The organism is Kribbella sp. NPDC050470, assembly GCF_044458365.1.
Classification (GTDB): Bacteria; Actinomycetota; Actinomycetes; order Propionibacteriales; family Kribbellaceae; genus Kribbella.
Genome location: NZ_JBITHV010000004.1, coordinates 279904 through 302351, shown reverse-complemented (window position 1 = coordinate 302351; position 22448 = coordinate 279904). Strand labels below are relative to the sequence as shown.

Below are 22448 nucleotides of genomic sequence, written 5' to 3'. Positions count from 1 at the left end.
CTGTGGTTTGGGCGGTGACTTCGGCCAATCACCACACGACCAAGCGGAATCCGGTGGGGGTGGGGCGGCGGGAGGCCGCTATCGAGCGGTTCAGTGTGGTGGAGGGGATCCGGTCAGTGGTGGTCGGGGTAGTGGACACCCGGCCGACGGACGAGTTTGCAGAGGTAACGGTCAAGGCCATCGAGGCGGGGACCGATGATCTGGTGCGGTTGACGCCGGAGAACACGGTGGTTGCGTGCTCGACGCCCGAGGTGAGCAAGCTCTACGAGCAGCTCGGGTACGACGTGATCGGCGTCGAGCCGCCCGGGGTGGCGCGGCCGTGGGACGTCCTCCTAATGATTGCCGACGGCAATGACCAGTGGCGGGAGCTCGCCCACCCGGCGACGGTGGACGTGTTCGAGCGCTACGGCCTGGACGCGCACATCGCCCGCTGCGTCAACGACCCGGTGGTCGGCGACGACGGCGGGCTGACCACGACGCGGGACTACAAGACGTACGCCGACGCCTTCGAGACCGCCGCCGACCGGAAGTGGCGGCAGATCAAGGACTTCGTGCAGCCCGGTCGCATCCTGGACATCGGCTGCGCGACCGGCGCGACCCTCCAACTCGTCGACGCGGACCCGCGCTTCCACGAGTCGGACCTGATCGGCGTCGAGGTCGCCCGGCACCTGTACGCCGAGTGCGTGCACAAGAAGGAACAGGGTCTGTTCACCAACCCCAACGTCTACTTCTACCAGCGCAACATGCTCGGCTCGGCCGTCTTCCCGGCCCGCTCGATCCACAGCACGCTCACGCTCGCCCTCACCCACGAGATCTGGTCGTACGCCGACGGCTCACGCCCTGCCACTGTCCAGCGGTTCGCCGACGCGCTCTTCGCGCACACCGCGCCCGGAGGTGTCTGGGTCAACTCCGACGTCTGCGGTCCGGCCGAGCCCGATCGTCCCGTCGTACTGCGGCTCGATGACAGCGACGGCGTCAACCCGGACGGGGTGACGGAGCTCGAGTCCCTCGACGACCCGGCGGCGTACGTCGGCAAGCTCTCCACCCGGGCCAGGTTCTTCCAGTTCGCCCACGACTTCCGGCGGAACGCCAAGGTCCCCTTCGAGTACGACGTACGCCAAGACGGGCTCGTGCTCCGGCTGGCCGACGCGATGGACTTCCTGACCCGCAAGGACTACGTCGACAACTGGCTGAGCGAGACGCACGAACAGTTCTGCGGGCTGAACTTCTCCGGTTGGTGCGCGGTCGCCGAGCAGGCCGGGTTCACCATCGACCCGGCCTCGAAGGCCTGGCGCAACGACTGGGTGATCGACAACCGCATCGCCCCCGTCGCGTCGATCACGACGCCCGACGGCGATCCGCTGGACTGGCCGGACACCCACCAACTGCTGGTCGCGCGTCGCTGACCTGGACGTGCAGCGTCCCGGCCTGCGGTCGTACGGCGAACTCGTGAGCGCCCCGCGAGATCGTCAACGGCAACCGGCTGGACAGGAACGGCTCACACTGTACGGCGTGTGACGAACCGTCCGGCACCGTCGCGAACAGAACCCACTCCGCGTCGTCGGCAGCGATCAACGCCTCGACGTCCACCACCGCCGCCCAGCCGTCGTCCGAGAAGGTCCGTCGGCACGACACGTCCACGTAGTCGTCCGAGCCGGCCAGGTACCGCCGCCAGGCGAACGTGACGTCACCCCAGTCCGGACCGCGCACGACCAACATGTCGCCAGCAGCAACCGCCGCGGTGGCGGTGGTCCGGATCGGCGACTCGTGCAGGTTGACGTACCCGCCGGTCGAACGGGTCAGCATCACCGCCCGGCCACCCTCGGCATGGGAAACCAATCGGTCACCGGCCGTCCACAGCAGCGCCTGGTCCTGCCCGGCGGGACCGCGGAGCCGGAACGCCCGCGTCGTCCGCTGGGTGAACGGGTCGTCCGGGTTCGTCTCCTCGAGGATCGGCCCGATCGGGAGCCGCGCGGTGAAGTCGCGGCCGTCGACCTCCAGCGGCACCTCGGCCTCGCCACCCGCGACCGGCCGGGTCACGAACAACGACGGCTCGTCGAACGACGACCGGCCGTGCAGCACCAGCGCGTCCGGCGTCTGCTCGACCGAAGTCAACCGGCACGGATCCGACAGCCGCCGTACGGCGAAACAACCGTCCTTCCCGGGACCCGGCTGAATCCAGCTGGTCTCGTCGATCCATGCACCGGGCGGCCACCCCGGACTGCCGGCGCGTTGCCCACGCAGCACGCCATGCCGCCGGACCCGACCGACTCGCAGACGTACGTCGAAGTGCGCCGGCCCAGCCGTGCACTTGGCGAGCAACGACTGGTCCAGGACGACCTCGAACTCGTCGACGCCGGATCGCCGTACCCGCAGCGGATAGTGCCTGTCGGCGATGACGAGCGCGATCCGCAGACTCGACGAGCCACGGTCCGTCAAGTGCCGGATCGCGGCAGTGCCCTTGATCGACAGGTTGCCGTCGACCCAGGTCACCTCGCGCACGCTCGTCGCCAGGGTCAGATCGTCTTTCGACGGCCGCCACGACTGGGGCGTCGCGTCGGACGTGGTGAGCTCACGAAGCAGTTCGACGTCGCCGGACCGGAGTGCCGCGTACTGCATCCGGTGCAGCGGCGGCGCCTCGTCGAGCACCGACTCGTCCAGCCGATCGAGCAGTTGCAGAGCCAGATCAACGAGTTGTGGCTCTTCCTGCGCGGGCACGGTTGCGAAGGCCATCAGCAGTGCGAGCAGGTCGATCTGGGTGAAGTGCGCATGTACTCCGCGGCGGATCGACGGCAGTGCGTCCTCGACCAGGTCCATGACCAGACCGGCCGAGACGACCCGGTCGCGCAGGTTGCCGAGCTGGAACTTCTGCTGGGTGATCGAGTCGCCCGACTCCCGCTCGCGCCAGTAGTACACGGGCGTGGCGAGGATGTCGACGGTGACTGCGTCGAGGTGCGCCTTGAGGGTGACCGGGTAGTCCTCGTACCGGATTGCCGGGAAGCGGTAGCCGTACTCGGTCCAGAACGAGCGTCGATAGACCTTGTTCCAGACCATCCGGTCGAGCACGAGCTCGGGCGTCTCCGACACGTGCGTGGCGAACCGGTCCTGGGTGAAGCACTGCCCGTGCAGGTACGACGGCCGGACGCCATAACTGTTGTTGAACCGCCGCGCGTTGCCGCCGGCGAAGTCCGACCCGGTCCGGTCGAGCGTCCGGACCAGCAGCCCGAAGCCGTGCCGGGTGACCAGGTCGTCGCTGTCGACGAAGGCGACGTACTCCCCGACGGCGTGGTCGGCTCCGGTGTTGCGGGCCGGACCGAGCCCGGCGTTGTCCTGCTGGACCAGCCGGAACCGCGAGTCGCGGGCGCAGTACTCCTTCGCGATCACCGCGCTGTCGTCGAGCGAGCCGTCGTCGACCAGGATCGCCTCGAAGTCGGACCAGGTCTGGCGGGCGATCGAGTGGAGGCAGTCGCCGAGGTACGCGCCGACGTTGTAGAACGGCACCACCACACTCAGGCGCGGTGTCATCAGCGTCTGCGCAGCCGGCGCGACAGCTTGCGGGCCACCACGTGCGGCCGGCGGATCTGCGCCGCGTGGAAGATCACCCGGGAGACCGCGTAGGTGCGCGATCCCCGGATCCGGGCGTGGTCCACGGTCAGCTTCTGCAGCTGGGTCCGGAGCTCACGGATCCGGTTCTCACGCGTCTTCATCGCCTTGTTGCGGAACCCGAGCGTGCGCTCGAGCCCGTAGACGTGCCCCTTCAGCTCGAACAGCTCCTGCCGCGCCCGCTGGGCGTCGGCCATCACGGTCCGTACGTCGACCGCCGCCTGCTCGCGGGTCTCGAGCGACTCGGCCAGCGCGGCCGCGATTTCCTTGCCGCGGGCAACGTGGTCGACGGACTCGGACGCGCTGTCCGACGAGGACGCCGGGAGTTGCTCCGGCGGCTCGACGCCGGACATTCCCAGCCAGGTGGCGATCAGGTCGTCGCCGATCATCCACGGCGGCCACGGGTGGCGCCGGTGCCGGCCGATCAGCCGGTCGTGGAACCGGGACCACGCGGCCGCCAGCAGGTCGGCCTTGTCGGTCGGCTCCTCGGTCGCCCAGGGCGAAACGCCGTACGCGAAGGTTTCCTCGTCGACCACGACGTCGTCCCACCGGAGCATGACGCGGGAGTCGCTGGCCCATTCGCCGAGCCGGGCAGCCAGCTTGCGGAATGCCGGCACGTCCTCGGCCGCGGCCAACCGGACCAGGACAGATTCGACGGTCACACCAGCTGGCACCTCAGCCGGTACGACGCTCGCGTCGAAACCAAACCCGTCGCCACCATCAACCGCGGTCCGCCAACGGTCGTCAGCCTTGTCGGCCGTGAGCACGGCCGGTCCGGTCTGCACGTAGAGGTCGTGGGCCGCACGCGTGCCGGAGACCGCGAGCCACCCCGTCGGCAGAGATGCCAGCAGGCCGGCCCGTGCCGCGGAGTCGACACCTTCCGCGATCGGTGAGAGGAGCGGAACGTCGACTGCCTCCAGCGCCTCGACCGCGAGCCGGGTCGGCAGCTCTCCGGGGCGGGCAGCCGCGGCGACCTCGGCGGTCACGAAGGCGCGGGAACCGAAGTCGGCGTAGATCTGCGCATCCCAGGGCAAGGCGGACCGAAGTTGCTCGACTGACACCGGACGGGTCGGGTCGTCGTGCAGCGGACGCCACTCGTCGTCGCCGTGACGCTGATCGGCCGGACGACCGTCCAGCAGGTTCAGCAGGGAGAACTCGTTCTCCAGCCCCAGTACGACGACAGCGTCGGACGAAGCGAGCGCGGCAACGGCAGCGAGGCGCTCGGTCCAGCTGAGCTCGTCGCTGTCGTACCCCAGCACCCGATCGAGACCGTCGGCCGCGACGACCACGTCGAAAGGCTCAGCCCGCAGACCGTCCAGGGCGCCCGCGACAACCTGCAGGCAGGGGCCGAAGCTCTCGCTCAGCTCCTGGGCGTCGGAGACCGAGCGGACCAGGATCGTCACGTCCGCGGAGTGCGCCAGCACCGACTCGATCAGCAGCGGCGAGTGCGGGCCGAGGATCAGGGTCCGCCGGTTCGCGGGCAGAACGCCGGCCAGCACCGCCGCCAAGGCAGGCCGCACCGTCGTGTGATCGGTCCACGGCTGCATTTCGCCGCGGACCACCTGGACCTCAGACACGTTCTCTCCAATCGAACAGCATTCGTAGCTCGGCGGCCGGCGCCATCCACAGCTTGCCGAGTTCCAGGTCGGTGGTCGCCCGGGCGGCCTCGAGGTCGATCGACTTGCCGAGCATCTCCGGCCAGAGCCGCTCGATCCGGCCCTGCCCGCCGAACAGCGGGTTCTCGCCTTCCATCTCCATCGGGTCGCCGTACACGGCCGGTTCGCAGCCGGCCGCGACGCCGTAGAAGATGGCCGTCGACAACCGGTTGGCGGCGACCCGCTTGTGCCGCCGGAGCTCGTCCAGCTGCTTGAACAGGAAGCGCCGGTCGGTGCCCTCGTAGGAGAACCCGCGCCGGCCGAACGACACCACGCGGAAGCCTGCGTCCTCGTAGTACCGCCGTACCTCCGGACGCTCGTACTCCGTGTAGTACAAGGAGAAGGTGACCGGGCCGGGCTCGGTCTCGCGGATCTCGTCGATCAGTCGCTGGTGGTCGCCGTGGATCTTGCCGCCCTCCCACCCGTGGAACAGGAACCACAGCGTGCCCTCGCGCTCGACCGGCTCGGCCTCCTGCTCCAGCTCCAGCAGGTAGAGGAAGGGCGCGCCGATGCTGTGGTAGTTCCGCCGGCCGAGGGCATGCCCGCGCCGACGGGGCGCGTCGCTCCAGGTGAACCGCCAGGCGCCGTCGTAGAACTCGTGCACCGGGTTCCAGCCGCAGCCGATGTTCCAGCCGTGCTGCAGGTAGCCGCGCAGCCGGGGCGGGTGGTCGAAGTCGAAGCCCGCGTAGCGCGCCAGGATGTGGGCCTGGCCGTAGTAGTGATTGTGGTGATGCATGTCAGCGGACCTCCACGTGCAACGTGCCGGCGTGCGGTCGTACGGCGAGCGCGTGCCGGCCGGCCGCGATCGTCAACGGCAAGCGGCTGCACAGGAACGGCTCGCACTGCACGGCATGCGACCGGCTGTCGGGCCTGGTCGCGAACAGGATCCAGTCCGCCAGCGAGGCCAGCGGGTCGACGGAGACCTTGACCGCCGCGGCCGGGATCAACGCGTCGATCTCCACAGCGGCAGACCACCCATCGACGGCCAAGGTACGGCGGCATGCCACGTCGACGTGGTCGTCGGAGTCGGGCAGGTAGCGCCGCCAGCTGAAGGCGACGTCGCCGCCGTCGACACCGCGCACCACCAAGCTGTTGCCGTCAGCAACCGCAAGGGTGGCCGTCGTTCGGATCGGCGACTCGTGCAGATTCACGTACCCGCCGGTGGACCGGGTCAGCGTGACCACTCGGCCGTCGCTGGTCTGGGAGACCGCGGACTCACCTGCCGTCCACAGCAACACCCGCTGCTCCCCGCCGGGACCACGGAGCCGCAGCACCCGCGTCGTACGCTGCCCGAACGGGTCGTCCGGATTGGCCTGCGCCAGCAGGTCCTGCATCGCCAGCCGGGCGGTGAAGTCGCGACCTTCGACCTCCAGTGGCACTTGTTCCTCGCCACCGACCACCGGCCGGATCACGAACAACGACGGGTCGCCGAACGACGAGCGACCGTGCAGGACGAGCGCATCCGGCGTCCGTTCGACTGACGTCAACCGGCAGGGATCCGTGAGCCGCCGTACGGCGAAGCAGCCACCCTTCCCGGGTCCAGGCTGAATCCAGCTGGTCTCGTCGATCCACGCTCCCGGCGACCACCCGGGACTCCCCGGTCCCTGCCCACCGAGCACGCCCCGCCGATGCCGCCTCCCGGACTGCATCCGGACGTCGAAGTGCGCAGGCGTCCCTGTGCAGGCCGCGAGCAGCTCACGGTCGAGCAGCACCTCGAACCCGACCAGTGTGGTGTCGCCGTGCAGGTCCAGCGCGTCGTACCGCCGTACCTCGAGCGGGTGCGGCACGTCCTCGATGACCAGCGAGATTTGCAGGGTCGACCCAGGCTCCGTCTCCAGGTGCCGGATCTCCGCCGTACCCTGCACCGACAGCCGGCCGTCGACCCAGGCCACCCGACGCACACTCGTCGCGAGCGTGAGATCCCGGTCCGCCACCCGGTACAGCTCCTGCGGTACGGCGGCCGTCCGCAGGCCCGGGTAGTTGTAGTCGAGCTGCCGTGGCCGCCGCGGCCGGGGCACTGCCCGCGCACCGCCGCGCAGACCGCCACCGTTGCGGAAGAGCGCGAGCTGCCGGAGCAGATCGACGTCACCGGTCCGGAGGGCTGCGTGCTGGATCCGGTCGTAGCGGTGGGTGGCCGACAGGACCGAGTCGTCGAGGCGGTCGAGCAGCTCACGGGACAGGTCGACCAGGTGCTGCTCCTCCTCGGCCGGCACCGAGCCGAACGCGGACAGCAGGGTGAGCAGGTCGATCTGGGCCAGGTGTGCGTGCACCCGGCGGCGGACCAGCGGCAGGGCGTCCTCGACCAGGTCCATCACCATCCCCGCCGAGACGACCCGGTCGCGGATGTTGCCGAGCTGGAACTTCTGCTGGGTGATCGACTCGCCCGACTCGCGCTCGCGCCAGTAGTAGACCGACTGGGTGATCGTGTCCACAGTCACCGCGTCCAGGTGCGCCTTGAGCGCGACCGGATAGTCCTCGTAGCGGATCGCCGGGAAGCGGTAGCCGTACTCGGTCCAGAACGAGCGCCGGTAGACCTTGTTCCACAGCATCCGGTCCAGAACCAGGTCGGGGAACTCCGACACGTGGGTGGCGTGCCGGACGCGCGCGAAGGGCTGCCGGTGCAGCCAGGACGGCCGGACGCCGAAGCTGTTGTTGAACCGGCGCGCGTTGCCGCCGGCAAAGTCCGAGCCGGTCCGGTCCAGGGTCCGGATCAGCGCCGCGAACCCGTACCGCGCGACCAAGTCGTCGCCGTCGACGAAGGCCAGGTACTCGCCGGTCGCCTCCCGGATCCCGGTGTCGCGGGCCGGTCCCGGGCCGGCGTTCTCCTGCTGGACCAGCCGGAACCGGGCGTCGCGGGCGCAGAACTCCTTCGCGACCACCGCGCTGTCGTCCGGGGAACCGTCGTCCACCAGGATCGCCTCGAAGTCGGTCCAGGCCTGCCGGGCGATCGAGTCCAGGCAGTCCTCGAGGTACTCACCGACGTTGTAGAAGGGCACCACCACGCTCAGCCGCGGCGTCACTCCGGCAATACTCCCCTCGGCGGTCGCTCAGTGGGTGCCCCCCAAAGCACTCTCTACGAAGCCGCAACGAGGTGAACGGTCAGAAGGTTATGCACGGGCTCGAATCCGTAGCGGGCCCAGACGCGCTGGATGCCGGTGTGGTGTGACTGAGTCGACACCACCAACCGCCGGGTCGTGCACGAGTCCTCAATCGCCGCGAGCAGGTGACCGTACCGACCGCGGCCCTGCTCGGCGGGTACGACGCCGGCCAACTGAATCTCGGTCCACGAGCGCTGCTGGTCGATCGAGCCCAGCGCGAGCACGCGCCGGTCCGGCCCGCGCAGTACGACGGCGCCCACGGCGGCGACCCGGCGCCGGGCCCACTCCTGCCGGCCGGCCAGTGCCAGCCCGCGGTCGAACATCGGGTTGGCGCAGTAGTGGTTGCCCGAGTCGCCGAAGACGTCCGCGACCAGGTCGTCCAGCATCATGACATCGGCCGACGGCTCCACCCGTGCCGTGAACCCGGCCAGCGGCGCCGGCCGGCGGCCCTTGCCGACCGGGAGGGCCCAGTAGGTGACGGTGTCAGCGAGCAGCGCCCGCCGCGGTCCGCGCGCCAGCGCGGCGAACCAGGTGTTCTCGCGGGCCGGGTAGCGCAGCACGACCATGTCGGCCGTCGACTTCTCGACCGCGGCCAGCACCTCGGCGAGCGGCGTGCCGGCCGAGGCGGACACGGACATCCGGTCGATCGAGACCCCGAACCGTTTCGCCGCGTCCACGGACGGCCGCACGGTCAACTCACCGGCCTCGAGCGCGTCGTACCAACTCATAGGCCAGGGAGCTTAGTCGTTGTCCTCTGAGAAGGTGTGGTGGCCCGAGTCGTCGAGGCTGTCGTAGCCGACGAGGAACTGCGGGCGGCGCTGGCTCGACTGGAACAGGCGGGCGACGTACTCACCCAACAGGCCCAGACACAGCAACTGGATCGCGCCGATCACACTCACCGCGAGCACGGTCGAGGTCCAGCCCGGAATGCTGCGACCGGTCAGCTTGATGATCAACGCACCGACCACGAACAGCCCCGACATCGCGCCACCGAGCAACCCCAGCCAGGTCGCCAGCCGCAGCGGCGCCGCCGAGAACGCGGTCACACTGTCGAACGCCAACCGCAGCATCTTCGACAGGTTGTACTTCGTCGTCCCGGCCGCCCGCTCCGCCCGGACGTACCTCACCTCGGCGCTGGGGAATCCGAGCCATGGGATCACCAGCCGGAACACCCGGCCGTCCTCGGGCAGCGCGTTGACGGCATCGACCACCCGGCGCGACACGAGCCGGAAGTCGGCCGCGTCGAACGGGATGTCCTTGCCGACCAACCGGCACATCAGCCGGTAGTACAACCGGGCAGTGGTTCGTTTCGGCCACGAATCACTCGACCGGTCCGCGCGCACGCCGTACACCACATCGACGTCCTCGTCCCGGGCCACCTTGAGGAAATCCGCGATCACCTCCGGCGGGTCCTGCAGGTCGGCGTCGATCGTCACGACGAACTCACCGCGGGCCCGCCGGAAGCCGGCGGACTGCGCGGCCTGATGACCGCTGTTCCGGAGCAGCCGCACGACTCGCAGCTGCGGCCACGCCTCCGCCGCCTGCAGCAAGAGATCGGCCGTCCGGTCCCGGCTGCCGTCGTCGACCACCAACAACTCGTAGGAGATCCCGAGGCCGTCCAGCAGCGGATGCATCCGCTCGAAGAAGATCGGCAGCACCTCCTCCTCGTCGTACATCGGTACGACGACGGAGAGCGCCAGGGCCTCGGTTCGCATGACTCGGACACTACTCGTGGTGACGCTCCGCGTTCGTGACATGACAGGTTTCACATTAGTGTTACGACATGCGCGCGAAAGCGAGGCGGCGGGGACCGCGAACGGCGGGGCCTTCCTTCTCGGGCCTCCTCGCGGGCCTGGCCGTCCTGGTGCTGGCGGTCGTGCTGCTGTTCCAGCACTCGACGCTCACCGAGGTCGGGCGGTTCGTGCTGTTCACCGGGCTCGGGATCGCGTTGCCCGGGTTCGCGCTGTGGCGGCTGGTCGGCGGTTACGCGCGCAATCTGGTCGAGGACTTCGCGGCCGGGTTCGCGGTCGGGACCGCGGGCCAGATCGTGGTCTACCTGGCCAGCGCGTCGATCGGGCTGCAGGCGTGGTCGTGGGTCTGGGCGCCGGTCGTGCTGCTGATCACGTTCGCGGACAGCGACGTGCGGGCGCGGGTGTGGCGCCGGGTCGACCAGCCGGTCCGGCCGCTGCAGGCCTGGCTGCTCGCGGCGGCGACCGCAGTAGTCGTTCTGATCGTCTACCGCCGCGGTCCAAGTCAGTTCCTGCCCGCGTACACCGACCCGCTGCGGTCGTACCCGGACCTCGCGTTCCAACAGGCGCTGGCTGCGAGCGCGAAGTACGACGTACCGATCTCGACGCTGTGGCTGGGCGGCGACCCGATGAAGTACCACTCGTTTTTCCACCAGGCGACGGCTGCGACGGCGTGGGCGACGCGGATCGACCTGACCGACCTGATCCACTCGCTGACCTGGTTGCCGCTGTTCCTCGCCGGCTGCGGGCTCGTGTTCGCGTTGACCACCCGGTTCACCCCGACCGCCGAGTCCGGCGCGACCTGGGCCGGGCCGCTCGCCGTACTCGTCGCCGGTCTCGGTGGGACCCTGCAGCCACTGGACGACGTCGGCCTGGGCGGGGTCTCGACCGGGGTGGCGGCGTACCTGAGTCCGACGCAGAACCTCGGCGTGCTGATCGCGCTGGCGCTCTGCCTCGTGGCCGTCGACCTGCTGCGGGCGGACCGGCCACGCAGCCGCTGGGTGCTCCTGGTCCTGCTCGCGCTGGTCGCGGCCGGCGCGAAGGCGACGATTCTGCCGCTGCTGGGTTTCGGGTTCGGCTTCGCGTTCGTGCACCTGGCGATGACGCGGCGCAGCACGCGTACGGCGTTCTGGGGCGGCCTGCTGTCGTTGGGGCTCTTCCTGGCCGCGCTGGTGGTGATCTTCGGAGGCAGCACGTGGGGCACGGAGATCAAGCCGTTCCAGACGTTCGTGCAGCTGGCGCCGTACCCGATGCTCGTGGCGGAGCCGCATGCGCAACTGCTGTCTGCTGCGACGACCTTGCTGAGCTGGGGACTCGCAGCGTCCGGGCTGCTGTTCCTCGGTCGGAAATGGAGTGATCCGGCCACGGTGTTCCTGGTCGGCTTCGCGTTCGCCGGATTGCTGGGCACGCTGCTGACGACCCAGTCGGGGATCAGCCAGCTGTACTTCGTGCGGACAGCCTTTCCGGTGGTCGCCGTACTCGCGTGTGTCGGCCTGGCCAACCTGGTGGGGCGGCTTGGCGATCGGCGCGGCGTCGTACTCGTGGGTGCTGCTGGGCTGTGTGGCCTGGTGGCGTTGGGGTACGCGCGTCTGGAGTCCACTGAGCTGCCTGGGATCAAGGGGCCGTGGCTATGGACGACTGCTGCGCTCGTCGCAGTCGCTGTGGTGATTGCCCTTGCCTGGAAGGTGTTGCGGCGGCCGGGCAACGTTCTGGTCGCCTTCCTGGCGTCCGGAGTCGCTGCGAGCATGGTCGGCGCGGCGCTTGTCCCGTTACAGGCATTCGGCTCGCAGAAGGCGTCGGACCTGGTCTTCGCGCACCCCAGCCGAGGCGGAGCGACCGCGGCCGAGGCCGGAGCGGCGCGCTGGCTGCGCCGGAACAGCGAACCGGGTGACCTGGTGGCGACGAACGCGCACTGCATCATCCAGCGCAACGTGCTGTGCGACAGCCGGCACTTCTGGATCGCAGCGCTCTCCGAGCGGCCGGTGCTGATCGAAGGCTGGTCCTACTCCAACCAGGCCAACCGGATCGCGCTCACCACCGACTCGAACCCGAGCCTGATCCCGTACTGGAACCGCGCGGAACTCGCCGCCAACGACGCCGCCTTCACGGCGTCCAATCCGGCGGCGATCGAGCGGCTGCGCAACGTCGGAGTCCGCTGGCTGTACGCCGACAACCGGGCCGGGAAGGTGTCGCCCGCGTTGCGCAACTACGTCCGGCTCCGGCACGCCACCTTGGACGCGACCATCTACGAGATCAGGTGAGCGCCAGCAGCGCGTCGGCCACCCGCGTGCGACCGTTGCCGTCGACAAGCTCCCAGCCGGCCGCCGCCAGCCGGGCTCGCTCGGCCGGATCGGTGAGCAGGCGCTTGAGTACGGCGGCCGCCGCGGACGGATCGGCCTTCAGGTCGGACAGGACGCCGACTCCGGCCGCCGTACCAGTAGCGACGGCACGCTCGTAGCCCATCACCTGGTTGTCCACGACGCACACGAGCCCGGCCGTCGCACCGAGACACAGGAGCTCCCAGGTCGACGTACCCGACGCACTGATGGTCAGGTCGGCCTCGCGCACCGCGGCAGCCAACTGGTCCGTCGGTCCGATGACTGCGACACCCTGCTGCGGACCGAGCTCGACCGCAGCGATCTGGTCCGCAAGCTCCGGCCGGGGCGCGACCACAGTGGCCTCGAACGGTACGCCGGTCGCCGCCAGCGCCTGTACGACGTACGGACCGGCGCCGAACGCGTCCGTCCCGCCGAAGAACGCGAACACCTTCGGTACGGCAACCGGCCGCAACGCAGGGGGTTCGAGCGGGCGGAGGGCGAGGATCTCGTCGCGGATCATCACGTAGGTCAGTCCCGCCAGCCTGGTGCTGCTGGCGGGCAGCTGCGGACGGTCCAGCTCGGCAGCGAGGTTCTGGTCCACCAGCACGTCCGCATCGGCGCCACGGAGGTCACCATCGACGATCGCGAGCGTGGGAACGCCGGTCGCGCGGACAGCCGGATACACGGCCGCGTCCAAGTCGTAGGAGTCGAAGACGAGGGCGTCCAGCCGAAGCCGCGCGATCAGGTCGGTGTGCTCTGCCGGCGTCCAGACCGCCGGCTCCACCGCGATCCCCCGGGCCGCGATCTGCGCCTCGGCCCACGGCACCGTGTGCGCGTCGCAGACGAAGATCACCTCGAGCCCACGCCGCAGGAGCTCCTCCGCCAGCGCCAGGCACCGCATCACGTGCCCGATCCCCCGCCCCGGCCCCACATCACACCGAACCCCGACGCGCTCCACGCCCCCGACCGTATCGGCTGCATACCCGGTTTCCGGCCCCGGCCCGGGGTGAGAAGTGGCACTTGGGGATATCATGTAATACGTAGGACGCGTACTACGTGGGAGGCTACGATGCGACTGAACAGCAAGGGCCAGGTGACCATCCCGGCCGAGCTCCGGCGCAAGCACCATCTCCACGAGGGGGACGAAGTGACAGTGATCGAGGCGGACGACGGACTCCGGATCGTCCGGGTGGCCGACGCGGAGACCCGCGGTCAGCGGCTGGTGCGGGAGATGCGCGGCCGGGCGACGACCGAGATGAGCACCGAGGAGCTGATGGAGCTCCTGCGTGGCGACTGAGCCCCAACCGGTCGTGCTGGTCGACACCTGCGTGCTGCTCGACATCCTGACCGACGACCGGGAGTGGGGCGACTGGTCCGCGACCGCGGTCGCCCGGGCGCGCGACGAGGGCGACCTGGCGATCAACCCGATCATCTACGCCGAGGTGTGCGCGGGGTTCGACCGGATCGAGGACGTCGACGCCGCGCTCCCGGTGCTGGACTTCCGCCGCGAGCCGTTGCCCTACCACGCCGGCTTCCTCGCCGCGCACGCCTTCGTGACCTACCGGCGGCGGGGCGGCGCGAAGACCTCGCCGCTGCCCGACTTCTACATCGGCGCGCACGCGGCAGTGCAGCGCTACCGCCTGATCACGCGGGACACCAGGCCGTTCCGGACGTACTTCCCGAGGGTCGAGCTGATCACCCCCAATCAAGCGATCTCTTGACCTCGCGCTGAGACGCGGGATTGAGAGGGGCTCGAACCGGGCAGCTATTGTTCGTGTCTGCACTGCGCGTGCTGCCATCAGAACTGTCCGTCGGAACTGTCCGTCAGAAGGGTCCGCCGACGTGTCCATCCTCACCGGCTCCGACATCCTCGTCACCGGCGGCACCGGTTCCTTCGGCCGGGCGTTCGTCGGGCACGCACTCGACCGGCTGAACCCGCGCCGGATCATCGTGTTCAGCCGGGACGAGCTGAAGCAGTGGGAGGTCCGGCAGCTGTTCGGCGACGATCCGCGGCTGCGGTTCTTCCTCGGTGACGTCCGGGACCGGTCCCGCCTGCTACGGGCCATGCACCGGGTCGACTACGTCGTCCACGCGGCCGCGCTGAAGCAGGTCGACAGCGGTGAGTACAACCCGTGGGAGTTCGTCCAGACCAACGTGATCGGTTCGCAGAACGTCATCGAGGCGGCCATCGACTCCGGGGTGAAGCGGGTCGTCGCGCTGTCCACCGACAAGGCGTCCAGCCCGATCAACCTGTACGGCGCGACCAAGCTGACCGCTGACAAGCTGTTCATCAACGGCAACCACTACGCGGCGGCGTACGACACCCGGTTCAGCGTGGTCCGGTACGGCAACGTGATGGGCAGCCGGGGCTCGATCATCCCGAAGTTCAAGGCGCTGCACGCGGCCGGCGACTCGCTGCCGATCACCGACCTGCGTTGCACCCGGTTCCTGATCACGCTGCCGCAGGCGGTCGAGTTCGTGGTCGACTCGTTCGAGCTGATGACCGGCGGCGAGCTGTACGTGCCGCGGATCCCGTCGATGAAGGTCACCGACCTGGCCGAGGCGATCGCGCCCGGCGCGAAGATGCACGACGTCGGCCTGCGCCCGGGCGAGAAGCTGCACGAGGAGATGATCAGCCCGGAGGAGGGCCGGCGCGCGCTCGCGATCGGCAACCGGTTCGTGCTGCAGCCCGACCTGGCCACCTGGGGCTATCTGCCGCCGTCGGACGGGATCCCGGTGCCGGACGGGTTCCACTACGCCTCGGACACCAACGACCAGTGGTACTCGATCGACGAGATCCGCAAGATCCTCGAGAGTGACTGATGTTGCCCTACGGACGGCAGTCCATCTCCGACGAGGACATCGAGGCGGTCACCGCCGTACTGCGTGGGGACTGGCTGACCACCGGGCCAGCGGTCACGGCGTTCGAGAACGCGGTCTCCGAGCTGACCGGCGGGCATCGCGTCGTCAGCTGTACGTCGGGGACGGCCGCGCTGCACATCGCGTACGCCGCCCTCGGCGTCGGGCCGGGCGACGAGGTCGTCACCACGCCGATGACGTTCGTCGCGACGGCATCGACCGCCGCGATGCTCGGTGCTTCCGTGGTCTTCGCCGATGTCGACGCGGACACCGCGCTGATCGACCCCGTGGCGGTCGAGGCGGCGGTGACCGAGCGGACGAAGGTGGTTGCTGCCGTCGACTACGCCGGCCAGGCGGCGGACTATGCGGCCCTGCAGCCGATTGCCGATCGCGTCGGCGCCCGCACGCTGGCGGACGCGGCGCACTCGATCGGCGGCAGCGCCGACGGCCGTCCGGTCGGTGACCTGGCCGACGTGACCACGGTGTCCTTCTTCCCGACCAAGAACCTGACCACCGGCGAAGGCGGCGCGGTGGTCTGCAAGGACCCGTCGATCGGTCAACGGGCCCACGAGTTCCACTTCATCGGCCTGGTCCGCGATCCGGACCGGTTCCAGATCACCGACGAGGGACCTTGGCACCAGGAGGTCCACGAGTACGGCGTGAACTACCGGCTCACCGACGTCGCCAGCGCTCTCGGCCTGTCGCAACTCCGGCGGCTGGCCGGATTCAAACGCCGCCGCGCCGAGATCACCGCGCGGTACAACGAGGCGCTGCGCGACGTCGACGGCCTGCGGACCCCGGTTCAGCGCGAGGGTGTGGACCCCGCCTGGCACCTCTACCCGGTCCGCGTCCTCGGCGGGCGCCGGCGCGAGGTGTTCGAGGGCATGCGCGCCGCCGGAATCGGTGTCCAGGTGAACTACATCCCCGTCTACTGGCACCCGGTCTTCGCGCAGCAGGGCTACCGCCGCGGCCTCTGCCCGAACGCCGAGGCGTTCTACGCCGAGGAACTGTCCCTCCCACTCTTCCCGGACCTGGCCGACAGCGACGTCGACCGGGTGATCGAGACCTTGGTGAAGCTGGTTAGTTAACGTGTTCGATGTGACCCGATCGATTCTGGTCGGCGGTGAGATGCTCAACTGGTCGGATCTGCACCCGGTCGACGCTCGCCCCGCAGCCGCCGGACCCGCCGCCGCGGCGCTGCTCACTGCCGCCCTCCACCCCGGTGACTCCGTGCTGGTCGCCGGGCCGCACGCCCTTGACCTGCTCACCGGAATCGCCGGCCAGGTGACGTCTGTCGACGTCCTGGTCCGATCCGCGCCGGACGCCGAGGAGATCGCCGAACTCCTCGCCGACACCAAAGGCGACGTGCACTGCGGCTCCCTCGACCGCTTCAACACCGACGAGACGTACGACGTCGTCGTCGCGCTGGACGGACTCGAACGGCTCGTCGGCCCCGACACTGCCACGCTGACCTGGGCGAATGCGCTCACCGCACTGTCGGACCGGCTCACGCCACAGGGCCGCCTGCTCCTCGGAGCCACGAACTCCTTCGGTATCGAGCGTTTGATCCAGCCCGGCATCGCCGCCGCGATCCCGCGCAACGAGGACTGGGGTCGCGATGTCGCCGACAGCGCCCCCGCCGGCCTCAAGCCGCTGCAGGCAGCACTGAGCGCCACGGGCATCACCAAGACCTACGCGGTGTTCCCGTCGTTGATCGAGTCCCAGGTCGCGCTCGTGGCCGTCGGGGGCTTGGCCGCCGTCACCGCCGCCCGGACCGTTGCCGCACGCAACGCGGGCCCGACGCTGATGGATCCCTACCGACTCGTGCTCGACGCGGCCGACGCCGGCCTGGCGTTCGAGCTCGCACCAGCCTGGTACTTCGTCACCGGCGACCTGCCCGCCACGCTCCCGGCCGACGTGGTCCCCTCCGGTCCAGGCGTGCTGCTCGAGGAACACCTGCTGGCCGCCCTCCGCATGGACGATCAGGCGACCCTGCGCCGGATCATCCCCGAGTACGTTGCCTGGCTCGACGCCGGCGGCAACGGCTCCCCGGACAACGTGATTCTCGACGGGTCGTCGTACCGGCTGTTCGGGGAGGCGCAGGAGCTCGACGTCGTCGGGCATCTGGCACGCTTCGCCCGTCGTACGCTGGAAAGTGGCTCGCGGCAACCATGGCCGGCCGGCGGCACTGTGCACGAGCTGACGGCACGGCTCGCCTCGATGGCCGGAATCACTGTGCCTGAAGAGCTCCCGGAGTCCATCGAGGTGGTCCGCCCGCTCGGCAGCGCTGAGCAACTGGCGACGGTCGCGCGGCTGTCCGAGGAGCTGGCCGCCTCCAGCGCGCGGGCGATCCTGTTCGAGGGCACGGTCAGCGGGATCCGCCGGTCGCTCCCCTACCGGGTCGGTCACGCGGTGCTGAACCCGGCCCGGGTGGTCCGCCGCCGGGTCCGCCGGGTGCTGCGGAAGGTACGGCGCTGATGCATCACGCCAACCACTTCTACGGCCACGCCAACATCATGGCGTCGTACGCCGGACTCGCGAAGCCGCCGCGGATCTGGGGATACCTCCAGCACGGCTGGAACATCCTGGACGGGTTCGCCCACGGCACCGCGTTCGCGCCGGGGATGCCGAAGTACGTCTGGTCCGACAGCGTCCGGCGGCGCGGCCACTCGATGGGCCTGCGCAACTACGCCGTGATCGGCTCGGTCTGGCTGTACCTGCTCAAGGTGCACCCCGAGCTGGCCACGCCCGCGAAGCGGGCCGAGGGCACCATCTTCTACCCGTTCCACGGCTGGGAAGGCCAGCACGTGCTCGGCGACCACGGCCGGATCGTTGCCTCGATCAACGAGCACGAGACCGGTCCGGTGACGGTCTGCCTGTACTGGAACGAGTTCGAGAAACCCGCGATCCGAAACGTCTACAAGGATGCCGGGTTCCGGGTCATCACCCACGGCTACCGTGGGCTGCACTGGCGCCGTACCGACGCCAAGTTCCTGGTCAAGCAACTGCGCGAGCTCCGCAAACATCGGCGCGTCGCCTCCAACCGGCTCAGCTCCGCCGTCCTGTACGGCGCCTCGCTCGGCCTGCAGCCCGGGGTCTACGGTGACCCGATGGTGCTGGAGAACGAACACCCCTCGTTCGGCGGCCAAGCCCGGATCAAGCGACTCTGGCCCGAGCTGGACCAGCCATTCGTCCCCCTCGCGACCGCCCGCGAGTTCACCGACACCGAGCTGGGAGTCGACCACGTCGCCTGCCCGGCCGAGATCCGGGAGATGTTCCGGTGGAATTCCTGAAGATTGCCGTTGTCACGCAGGCGCGAGCGACCAGCACCCGGCTGCCGGCCAAGGTGCTGCTCGAAGCGGGCGGCCGGACCTACCTCGAGCACCACGTCGACCGGCTGCGCCGGACCGGGCTTCCGGTGATCGTGGCAACGACCACGAATGCCAACGACGACCCGATCGTCCGGCTGTCCGAGCGCGCCGGGATCCCGTACTTCCGCGGCAGCGAGGACGACGTGCTCAGCCGGTTCGCCGGCGCGGCCCGCGAGTACGGGCTGGACGGCGTGGTCCGGGTGACGTCGGACTGCCCGCTGATCGACCCGGAGATCGTTGCCAACGGCGTCGAACGGTTCCGGGCCGAGGGCGACGAGAGCGTCTACCTGTCGAACTGCCTCGAGCGCACCCACCCGCGCGGGATGGACTACGAGGTGTTCTCCGCGGCCCGGCTGTTCGAGGCGGACGAGCGGGCGACGCTCCAGGTCGACCGTGAGCACGTCACGCCGTACCTGCACCAGAACCGGGCCGGCGACGTCCGGCTGGTGAGCCTGCCGTGGGCGGGCGGCGGCGCGCAGTACCGGCTCACGCTGGACACCGAGGACGACCGGAAGTTGCTCAGCGCCCTGATCGAGGACTTCGCCGCGGACAAGCTGAACTGCGCCGAACTGGTCGCGCTGCTGGACTCGCAGCCGGAACTGGCCACGCTCAACGCACACATCGAGCAGAAGAAGCTCGGCGAGTGACAGCGCAGCAGCCTGCTGCTACGGCATGATTTACGGTGATGACCACCGATGATCCAGCACCCGCGCCGTCGACCGGCCAGGACCCGCCGAACGGCGGCGCCGGCACCGACGGCGGCCGGGCCATGGACGCGGCCCGGGCCAAGTCGTTCGGCGCCGTCGCGGCCGCGTACGACGCGGCCCGGCCGACGTTTCCCGCCGAGGCGCTGACCTGGATCCTCGGTCCCGGCCGGCTGCAGATCCTGGACCTCGGCGCCGGCACCGGGAAGCTGGCCGCGGTCGCGGCCGGGCTCGGCCACGACGTGGTCGCGGTCGACCCGTCCGAGGAGATGCTCTCGATCTGCCGCCGCCGGCCCGGGATCGACACGATGGTCGGCGCCGCCGAGTCGATCCCGCTCGCGCACGCCTCGGTCGACGCGGTGATCGTCGGCCAGGCGTTCCACTGGTTCGACCACGCCCGTGCGCTGCCCGAGATCGCCCGGGTGCTGCGGCCGAACGGTGTCCTCGGCCTGCTCTGGAACGACGCCGACCGGGTGGTCCCCTGGGTCCGGCGGCTGGACCGCGCGATCATGGGCGACGACTTCGGCGGCGACCAGTTCGACCCGGTGCCCATCCTGCTGCAGTCGGACCTGTTCGGGGGCGTGGAGACGGCCCGGTTCCGGCACTGGCAGGACCTGGATCGCGCCGGGCTGCGGCAACTCGCGCTGTCACACTCCCGGGTCGCCATCCTCACCGAGTCCCGCCGCGAGTCCGTGCTCGACCAGATCAACGCCATCTACGACAACACAGCGCGACCGCCGGAGCCGCTGCGGATGCCGTACTTCACCGGTTGTTACCGAACTCGCCCTAGTGACCTGGCGAACTACCGCCGTACTCTCGACGCCCCGGTGGCACCGCACCTCTGAAGTCCCGCGAAACGTTTTGGTTGCGGTAGGTCACAAATGCGCCACCAGCGGCTAACGTGCACGTGTTTGTGTCGAAGTACGAGGGGAACTCGAACTCATGGACGAGGATGTGGTACGCGAGCGGGACGCCCGCGCGTATGAGGCCGTACACGAAGCGGCCGACTTCACCGAGTTGAAGCGGCGCTACAAGAACTTCGTCGTGCCGTGGACCATCGCGTTCATGGCCTGGTACCTGGCCTACGTCGCCTGCAACAACTGGGCGCGCGACTTCATGGGCCAGCAGGTGGTGGGCCATGTCAACGTCGCGTTGATCTTCGGCCTGCTGCAGTTCGTCTCCACGTTCGTAATCGCGGCCCTGTACGGCCGGTTCGCGAACCGGAAGATGGATCCGCTCGCCAGCGGGCTGAACGCCAAGTACAAGAGGGAGCGCCGCCGATGAACGTCTTGAGCATTCCCTCGCTGGTCCCGCTTGCCGACGCCGAGCCGGGCAACCGGGTGCTGACCATCTCGCTGTTCACCGCGGTCGTCGCGGTGACGCTGTACATCACCTGGTGGGCGTCCCGGCAGAACAAGAGCGCGGCCGACTACTACGCCGGTGGACGCTCGTTCAGCGGCGCCCAGAACGGCCTCGCGGTCGCCGGTGACTACATGTCGGCGGCGTCCTTCCTCGGCATCTCCGGCTCGATCGCCCTCTTCGGGTACGACGGCTTCCTGTACTCGATCGGGTTCCTGGTGGCCTGGCTGGTGGCGCTGCTGCTGGTCGCCGAGCTGCTGCGGAACTCGGGCCGGTTCACGATGGCCGACCAGCTCGCCTTCCGGATGAAGCAGAAGCCGGTCCGGACCGCGGCCGCGACGTCGACGATCGTGGTGTCGATCTTCTACCTGCTGGCCCAGATGGTCGGCGCCGGCTCGCTCGTCGGGCTGCTGCTCGGGGTCAAGAGCGAAGGCCTGAAGGCCGGCGTGATCGTGCTCGTCGGCGCGCTGATGATCGTCTACGTGACGATCGGCGGCATGAAGGGCACCACCTGGGTGCAGATCGTCAAGGCCGTCCTGCTGATGTCCGGCACGATCGTCATCACCTTCCTGGTGCTGCTCAAGTTCGACTTCAACCTGTCGAACCTGCTCGGTGCCGCGGCGGAGAATTCCGGCAAGGGCGAGGCGTTCCTGCAGCCCGGCCTGCTCTACGGCAAGGACCTGGTCGGCCAGATCGACTTCCTGTCCCTCGGCCTCGCCCTGGTCCTCGGTACGGCGGGCCTGCCGCACATCCTGATTCGCTTCTACACCGTGCCGGACTCGCGGTCCGCGCGCCGCTCGGTGCAGTGGGCGATCGGCCTGATCGGCGCGTTCTACCTGATGACGCTGGCGCTCGGGTTCGGTGCGGCCGCACTGCTCGACACGTCCAAGGGGTCCGCGGTCGAGACATCGAAGGGCAATGTGGCGTCGCCGCTGCTGGCCGAGTCCGTCGGCGGTGGGGCCGACTCGCTCGGCGGCTCGATCCTGCTCGCGCTGATCGCGGCGGTCGCCTTCGCGACCATCCTCGCGGTGGTCGCCGGACTGACCCTGACCTCGGCCTCGTCGTTCGCGCACGACCTGTACGCGAACGTGATGGCCAAGGAGAAGCCGTCCGAGAAGGACGAGCTGCGGGTGGCCCGGATCGCGGCCCTCGTCATCGGCGCGGTCGCGATCGGGCTGGCGATCCCGGCGCAGCGGCTGAACATCGCGTTCCTGGTCGCGCTGGCCTTCGCGGTCGCGGCCTCGGCGAACCTGCCGGCGTTGCTGTTCAACCTGTTCTGGAAGCGGTTCAACACCGCCGGCGCGGTCTGGAGCATCTACGGCGGCCTGGTGTCGGCCGTCGTACTGGTCTTCTTCTCGCCGGTCGTGTCGGGGTCGCCGACGTCGATGATCACCGGGGCCGACTTCTCCTGGTTCCCGTTGTCGAACCCGGGCATCGTGTCGATCCCGCTCGGCTTCCTGTTCGGCGTGCTCGGCACGTTCCTCGGCAAGGACCGGTCCAGCGAAGCCCGCTACAACGAGCTGTCCGTCCGCGCCCTCACCGGCGCCGGCGCGGAGGGCCCGGCCAAGCACTGACAACCCCGCTGGCAGGTCCAGCGTTCGGCACTACAGAGTCGGGGGGGGGGGGGGGGGGGGGGGGGGGCGGGCCGCCGGGGGGGGGCGGGGGGGGGGGGGCGGGGGGGGGGGGCAGGGGGTGGTTGGGGGTGTGGATCAGGAGGACGAGGCGCGCAAATA

At 69.6% G+C, this 22448-nt stretch carries 19 protein-coding genes; 12 read left to right on the top strand and 7 right to left on the bottom strand.

The window, feature by feature from the left end; genetic code table 11:
* Positions 1-14 precede the first annotated feature (14 nt).
* Positions 15-1406, top strand: coding sequence for a class I SAM-dependent methyltransferase (locus tag ACIBGM_RS13505; RefSeq protein WP_360527106.1), 1392 nt, complete (start codon positions 15-17; stop codon positions 1404-1406).
* Here ACIBGM_RS13505 and ACIBGM_RS13500 read toward each other — a convergent pair.
* Genes ACIBGM_RS13500 through ACIBGM_RS13475 form a run of 6 tightly spaced genes read right to left on the bottom strand, consistent with a single transcriptional unit; the run spans position 1339 to position 10071 of the window.
* Complete coding sequence (locus ACIBGM_RS13500; RefSeq protein WP_360527104.1) at positions 1339-3525, bottom strand: glycosyltransferase; 2187 nt, start codon at positions 3523-3525, stop codon at positions 1339-1341. The two genes, ACIBGM_RS13505 and ACIBGM_RS13500, sit on opposite strands and share 68 nt — an antisense overlap.
* A complete protein-coding gene (locus tag ACIBGM_RS13495) occupies positions 3525-5180 on the bottom strand; it encodes a hypothetical protein (protein ID WP_360527102.1) in 1656 nt (551 codons plus the stop codon). Before ACIBGM_RS13495 ends, ACIBGM_RS13500 begins: the two co-directional genes overlap by 1 nt.
* Positions 5173-5994, bottom strand: coding sequence for a hypothetical protein (locus ACIBGM_RS13490; RefSeq protein ID WP_360527099.1), 822 nt, complete (start codon positions 5992-5994; stop codon positions 5173-5175). Before ACIBGM_RS13490 ends, ACIBGM_RS13495 begins: the two co-directional genes overlap by 8 nt.
* Position 5995: 1 nt before the next feature.
* A complete protein-coding gene (locus ACIBGM_RS13485) occupies positions 5996-8278 on the bottom strand; it encodes a glycosyltransferase (protein WP_360527096.1) in 2283 nt (760 codons plus the stop codon).
* Positions 8279-8331: 53 nt separating this feature from the next.
* Positions 8332-9084 (bottom strand): N-acetyltransferase, encoded by a 753-nt coding sequence (locus tag ACIBGM_RS13480; RefSeq protein WP_360527093.1) that lies wholly within the window; start codon positions 9082-9084, stop codon positions 8332-8334.
* A gap of 12 nt (positions 9085-9096) precedes the next feature.
* Complete coding sequence (locus ACIBGM_RS13475; RefSeq protein ID WP_360527090.1) at positions 9097-10071, bottom strand: glycosyltransferase family 2 protein; 975 nt, start codon at positions 10069-10071, stop codon at positions 9097-9099.
* A gap of 68 nt (positions 10072-10139) precedes the next feature.
* Between ACIBGM_RS13475 and ACIBGM_RS13470 the strand changes: the two genes are divergently transcribed.
* On the top strand, positions 10140-12365 hold the full coding sequence (locus ACIBGM_RS13470) for a hypothetical protein (protein ID WP_396385605.1): 2226 nt from the start codon (positions 10140-10142) through the stop codon (positions 12363-12365).
* Here the strand turns inward: ACIBGM_RS13470 and ACIBGM_RS13465 are convergent.
* Complete coding sequence (locus ACIBGM_RS13465) at positions 12358-13380, bottom strand: spore coat protein (protein ID WP_360527084.1); 1023 nt, start codon at positions 13378-13380, stop codon at positions 12358-12360. The genes ACIBGM_RS13470 and ACIBGM_RS13465 overlap by 8 nt on opposite strands.
* Before the next feature lie 111 nt (positions 13381-13491).
* On the opposite strand from ACIBGM_RS13465, the gene ACIBGM_RS13460 reads away from it, so the two are divergent.
* The 10 genes from ACIBGM_RS13460 (at position 13492) to ACIBGM_RS13415 (ending at position 22289) form a co-directional block, all read left to right on the top strand.
* Entirely contained in the window at positions 13492-13719 is a 228-nt protein-coding gene (locus tag ACIBGM_RS13460; RefSeq protein ID WP_360527081.1) for an AbrB/MazE/SpoVT family DNA-binding domain-containing protein, read from the top strand.
* On the top strand, positions 13709-14143 hold the full coding sequence (locus tag ACIBGM_RS13455) for a type II toxin-antitoxin system VapC family toxin (RefSeq protein WP_360527078.1): 435 nt from the start codon (positions 13709-13711) through the stop codon (positions 14141-14143). The genes ACIBGM_RS13460 and ACIBGM_RS13455 overlap by 11 nt, the downstream gene beginning before the upstream one ends.
* Positions 14144-14264: 121 nt before the next feature.
* A complete protein-coding gene (pseB, locus tag ACIBGM_RS13450; RefSeq protein WP_360527075.1) occupies positions 14265-15245 on the top strand; it encodes a UDP-N-acetylglucosamine 4,6-dehydratase (inverting) in 981 nt (326 codons plus the stop codon).
* The gene (locus ACIBGM_RS13445) at positions 15245-16369 is read left to right on the top strand and encodes an aminotransferase class I/II-fold pyridoxal phosphate-dependent enzyme (RefSeq protein ID WP_360527072.1); all 1125 of its coding nucleotides are present in this window, start codon (positions 15245-15247) and stop codon (positions 16367-16369) included. Before pseB ends, ACIBGM_RS13445 begins: the two co-directional genes overlap by 1 nt.
* A gap of 10 nt (positions 16370-16379) precedes the next feature.
* Entirely contained in the window at positions 16380-17759 is a 1380-nt protein-coding gene (locus ACIBGM_RS13440) for a hypothetical protein (protein ID WP_396385602.1), read from the top strand.
* Positions 17759-18574 carry a hypothetical protein gene (locus ACIBGM_RS13435; RefSeq protein ID WP_360527066.1) on the top strand — a complete coding sequence of 272 codons (816 nt, stop codon included), beginning with the start codon at positions 17759-17761 and terminating at the stop codon, positions 18572-18574. The genes ACIBGM_RS13440 and ACIBGM_RS13435 overlap by 1 nt, the downstream gene beginning before the upstream one ends.
* Positions 18562-19299, top strand: coding sequence for a glycosyltransferase family protein (locus ACIBGM_RS13430; protein WP_360527063.1), 738 nt, complete (start codon positions 18562-18564; stop codon positions 19297-19299). The genes ACIBGM_RS13435 and ACIBGM_RS13430 overlap by 13 nt, the downstream gene beginning before the upstream one ends.
* Before the next feature lie 38 nt (positions 19300-19337).
* Positions 19338-20201, top strand: a complete 864-nt coding sequence (locus ACIBGM_RS13425) for a class I SAM-dependent methyltransferase (protein WP_360527060.1) — start codon at positions 19338-19340, stop codon at positions 20199-20201.
* Positions 20202-20298: 97 nt separating this feature from the next.
* Positions 20299-20640: a DUF485 domain-containing protein gene (locus ACIBGM_RS13420; RefSeq protein ID WP_360527057.1), complete on the top strand. Its 342-nt coding sequence runs from the start codon at positions 20299-20301 to the stop codon at positions 20638-20640.
* Complete coding sequence (locus tag ACIBGM_RS13415; protein WP_360527054.1) at positions 20637-22289, top strand: cation acetate symporter; 1653 nt, start codon at positions 20637-20639, stop codon at positions 22287-22289. Before ACIBGM_RS13420 ends, ACIBGM_RS13415 begins: the two co-directional genes overlap by 4 nt.
* Positions 22290-22448: the final 159 nt, after the last annotated feature.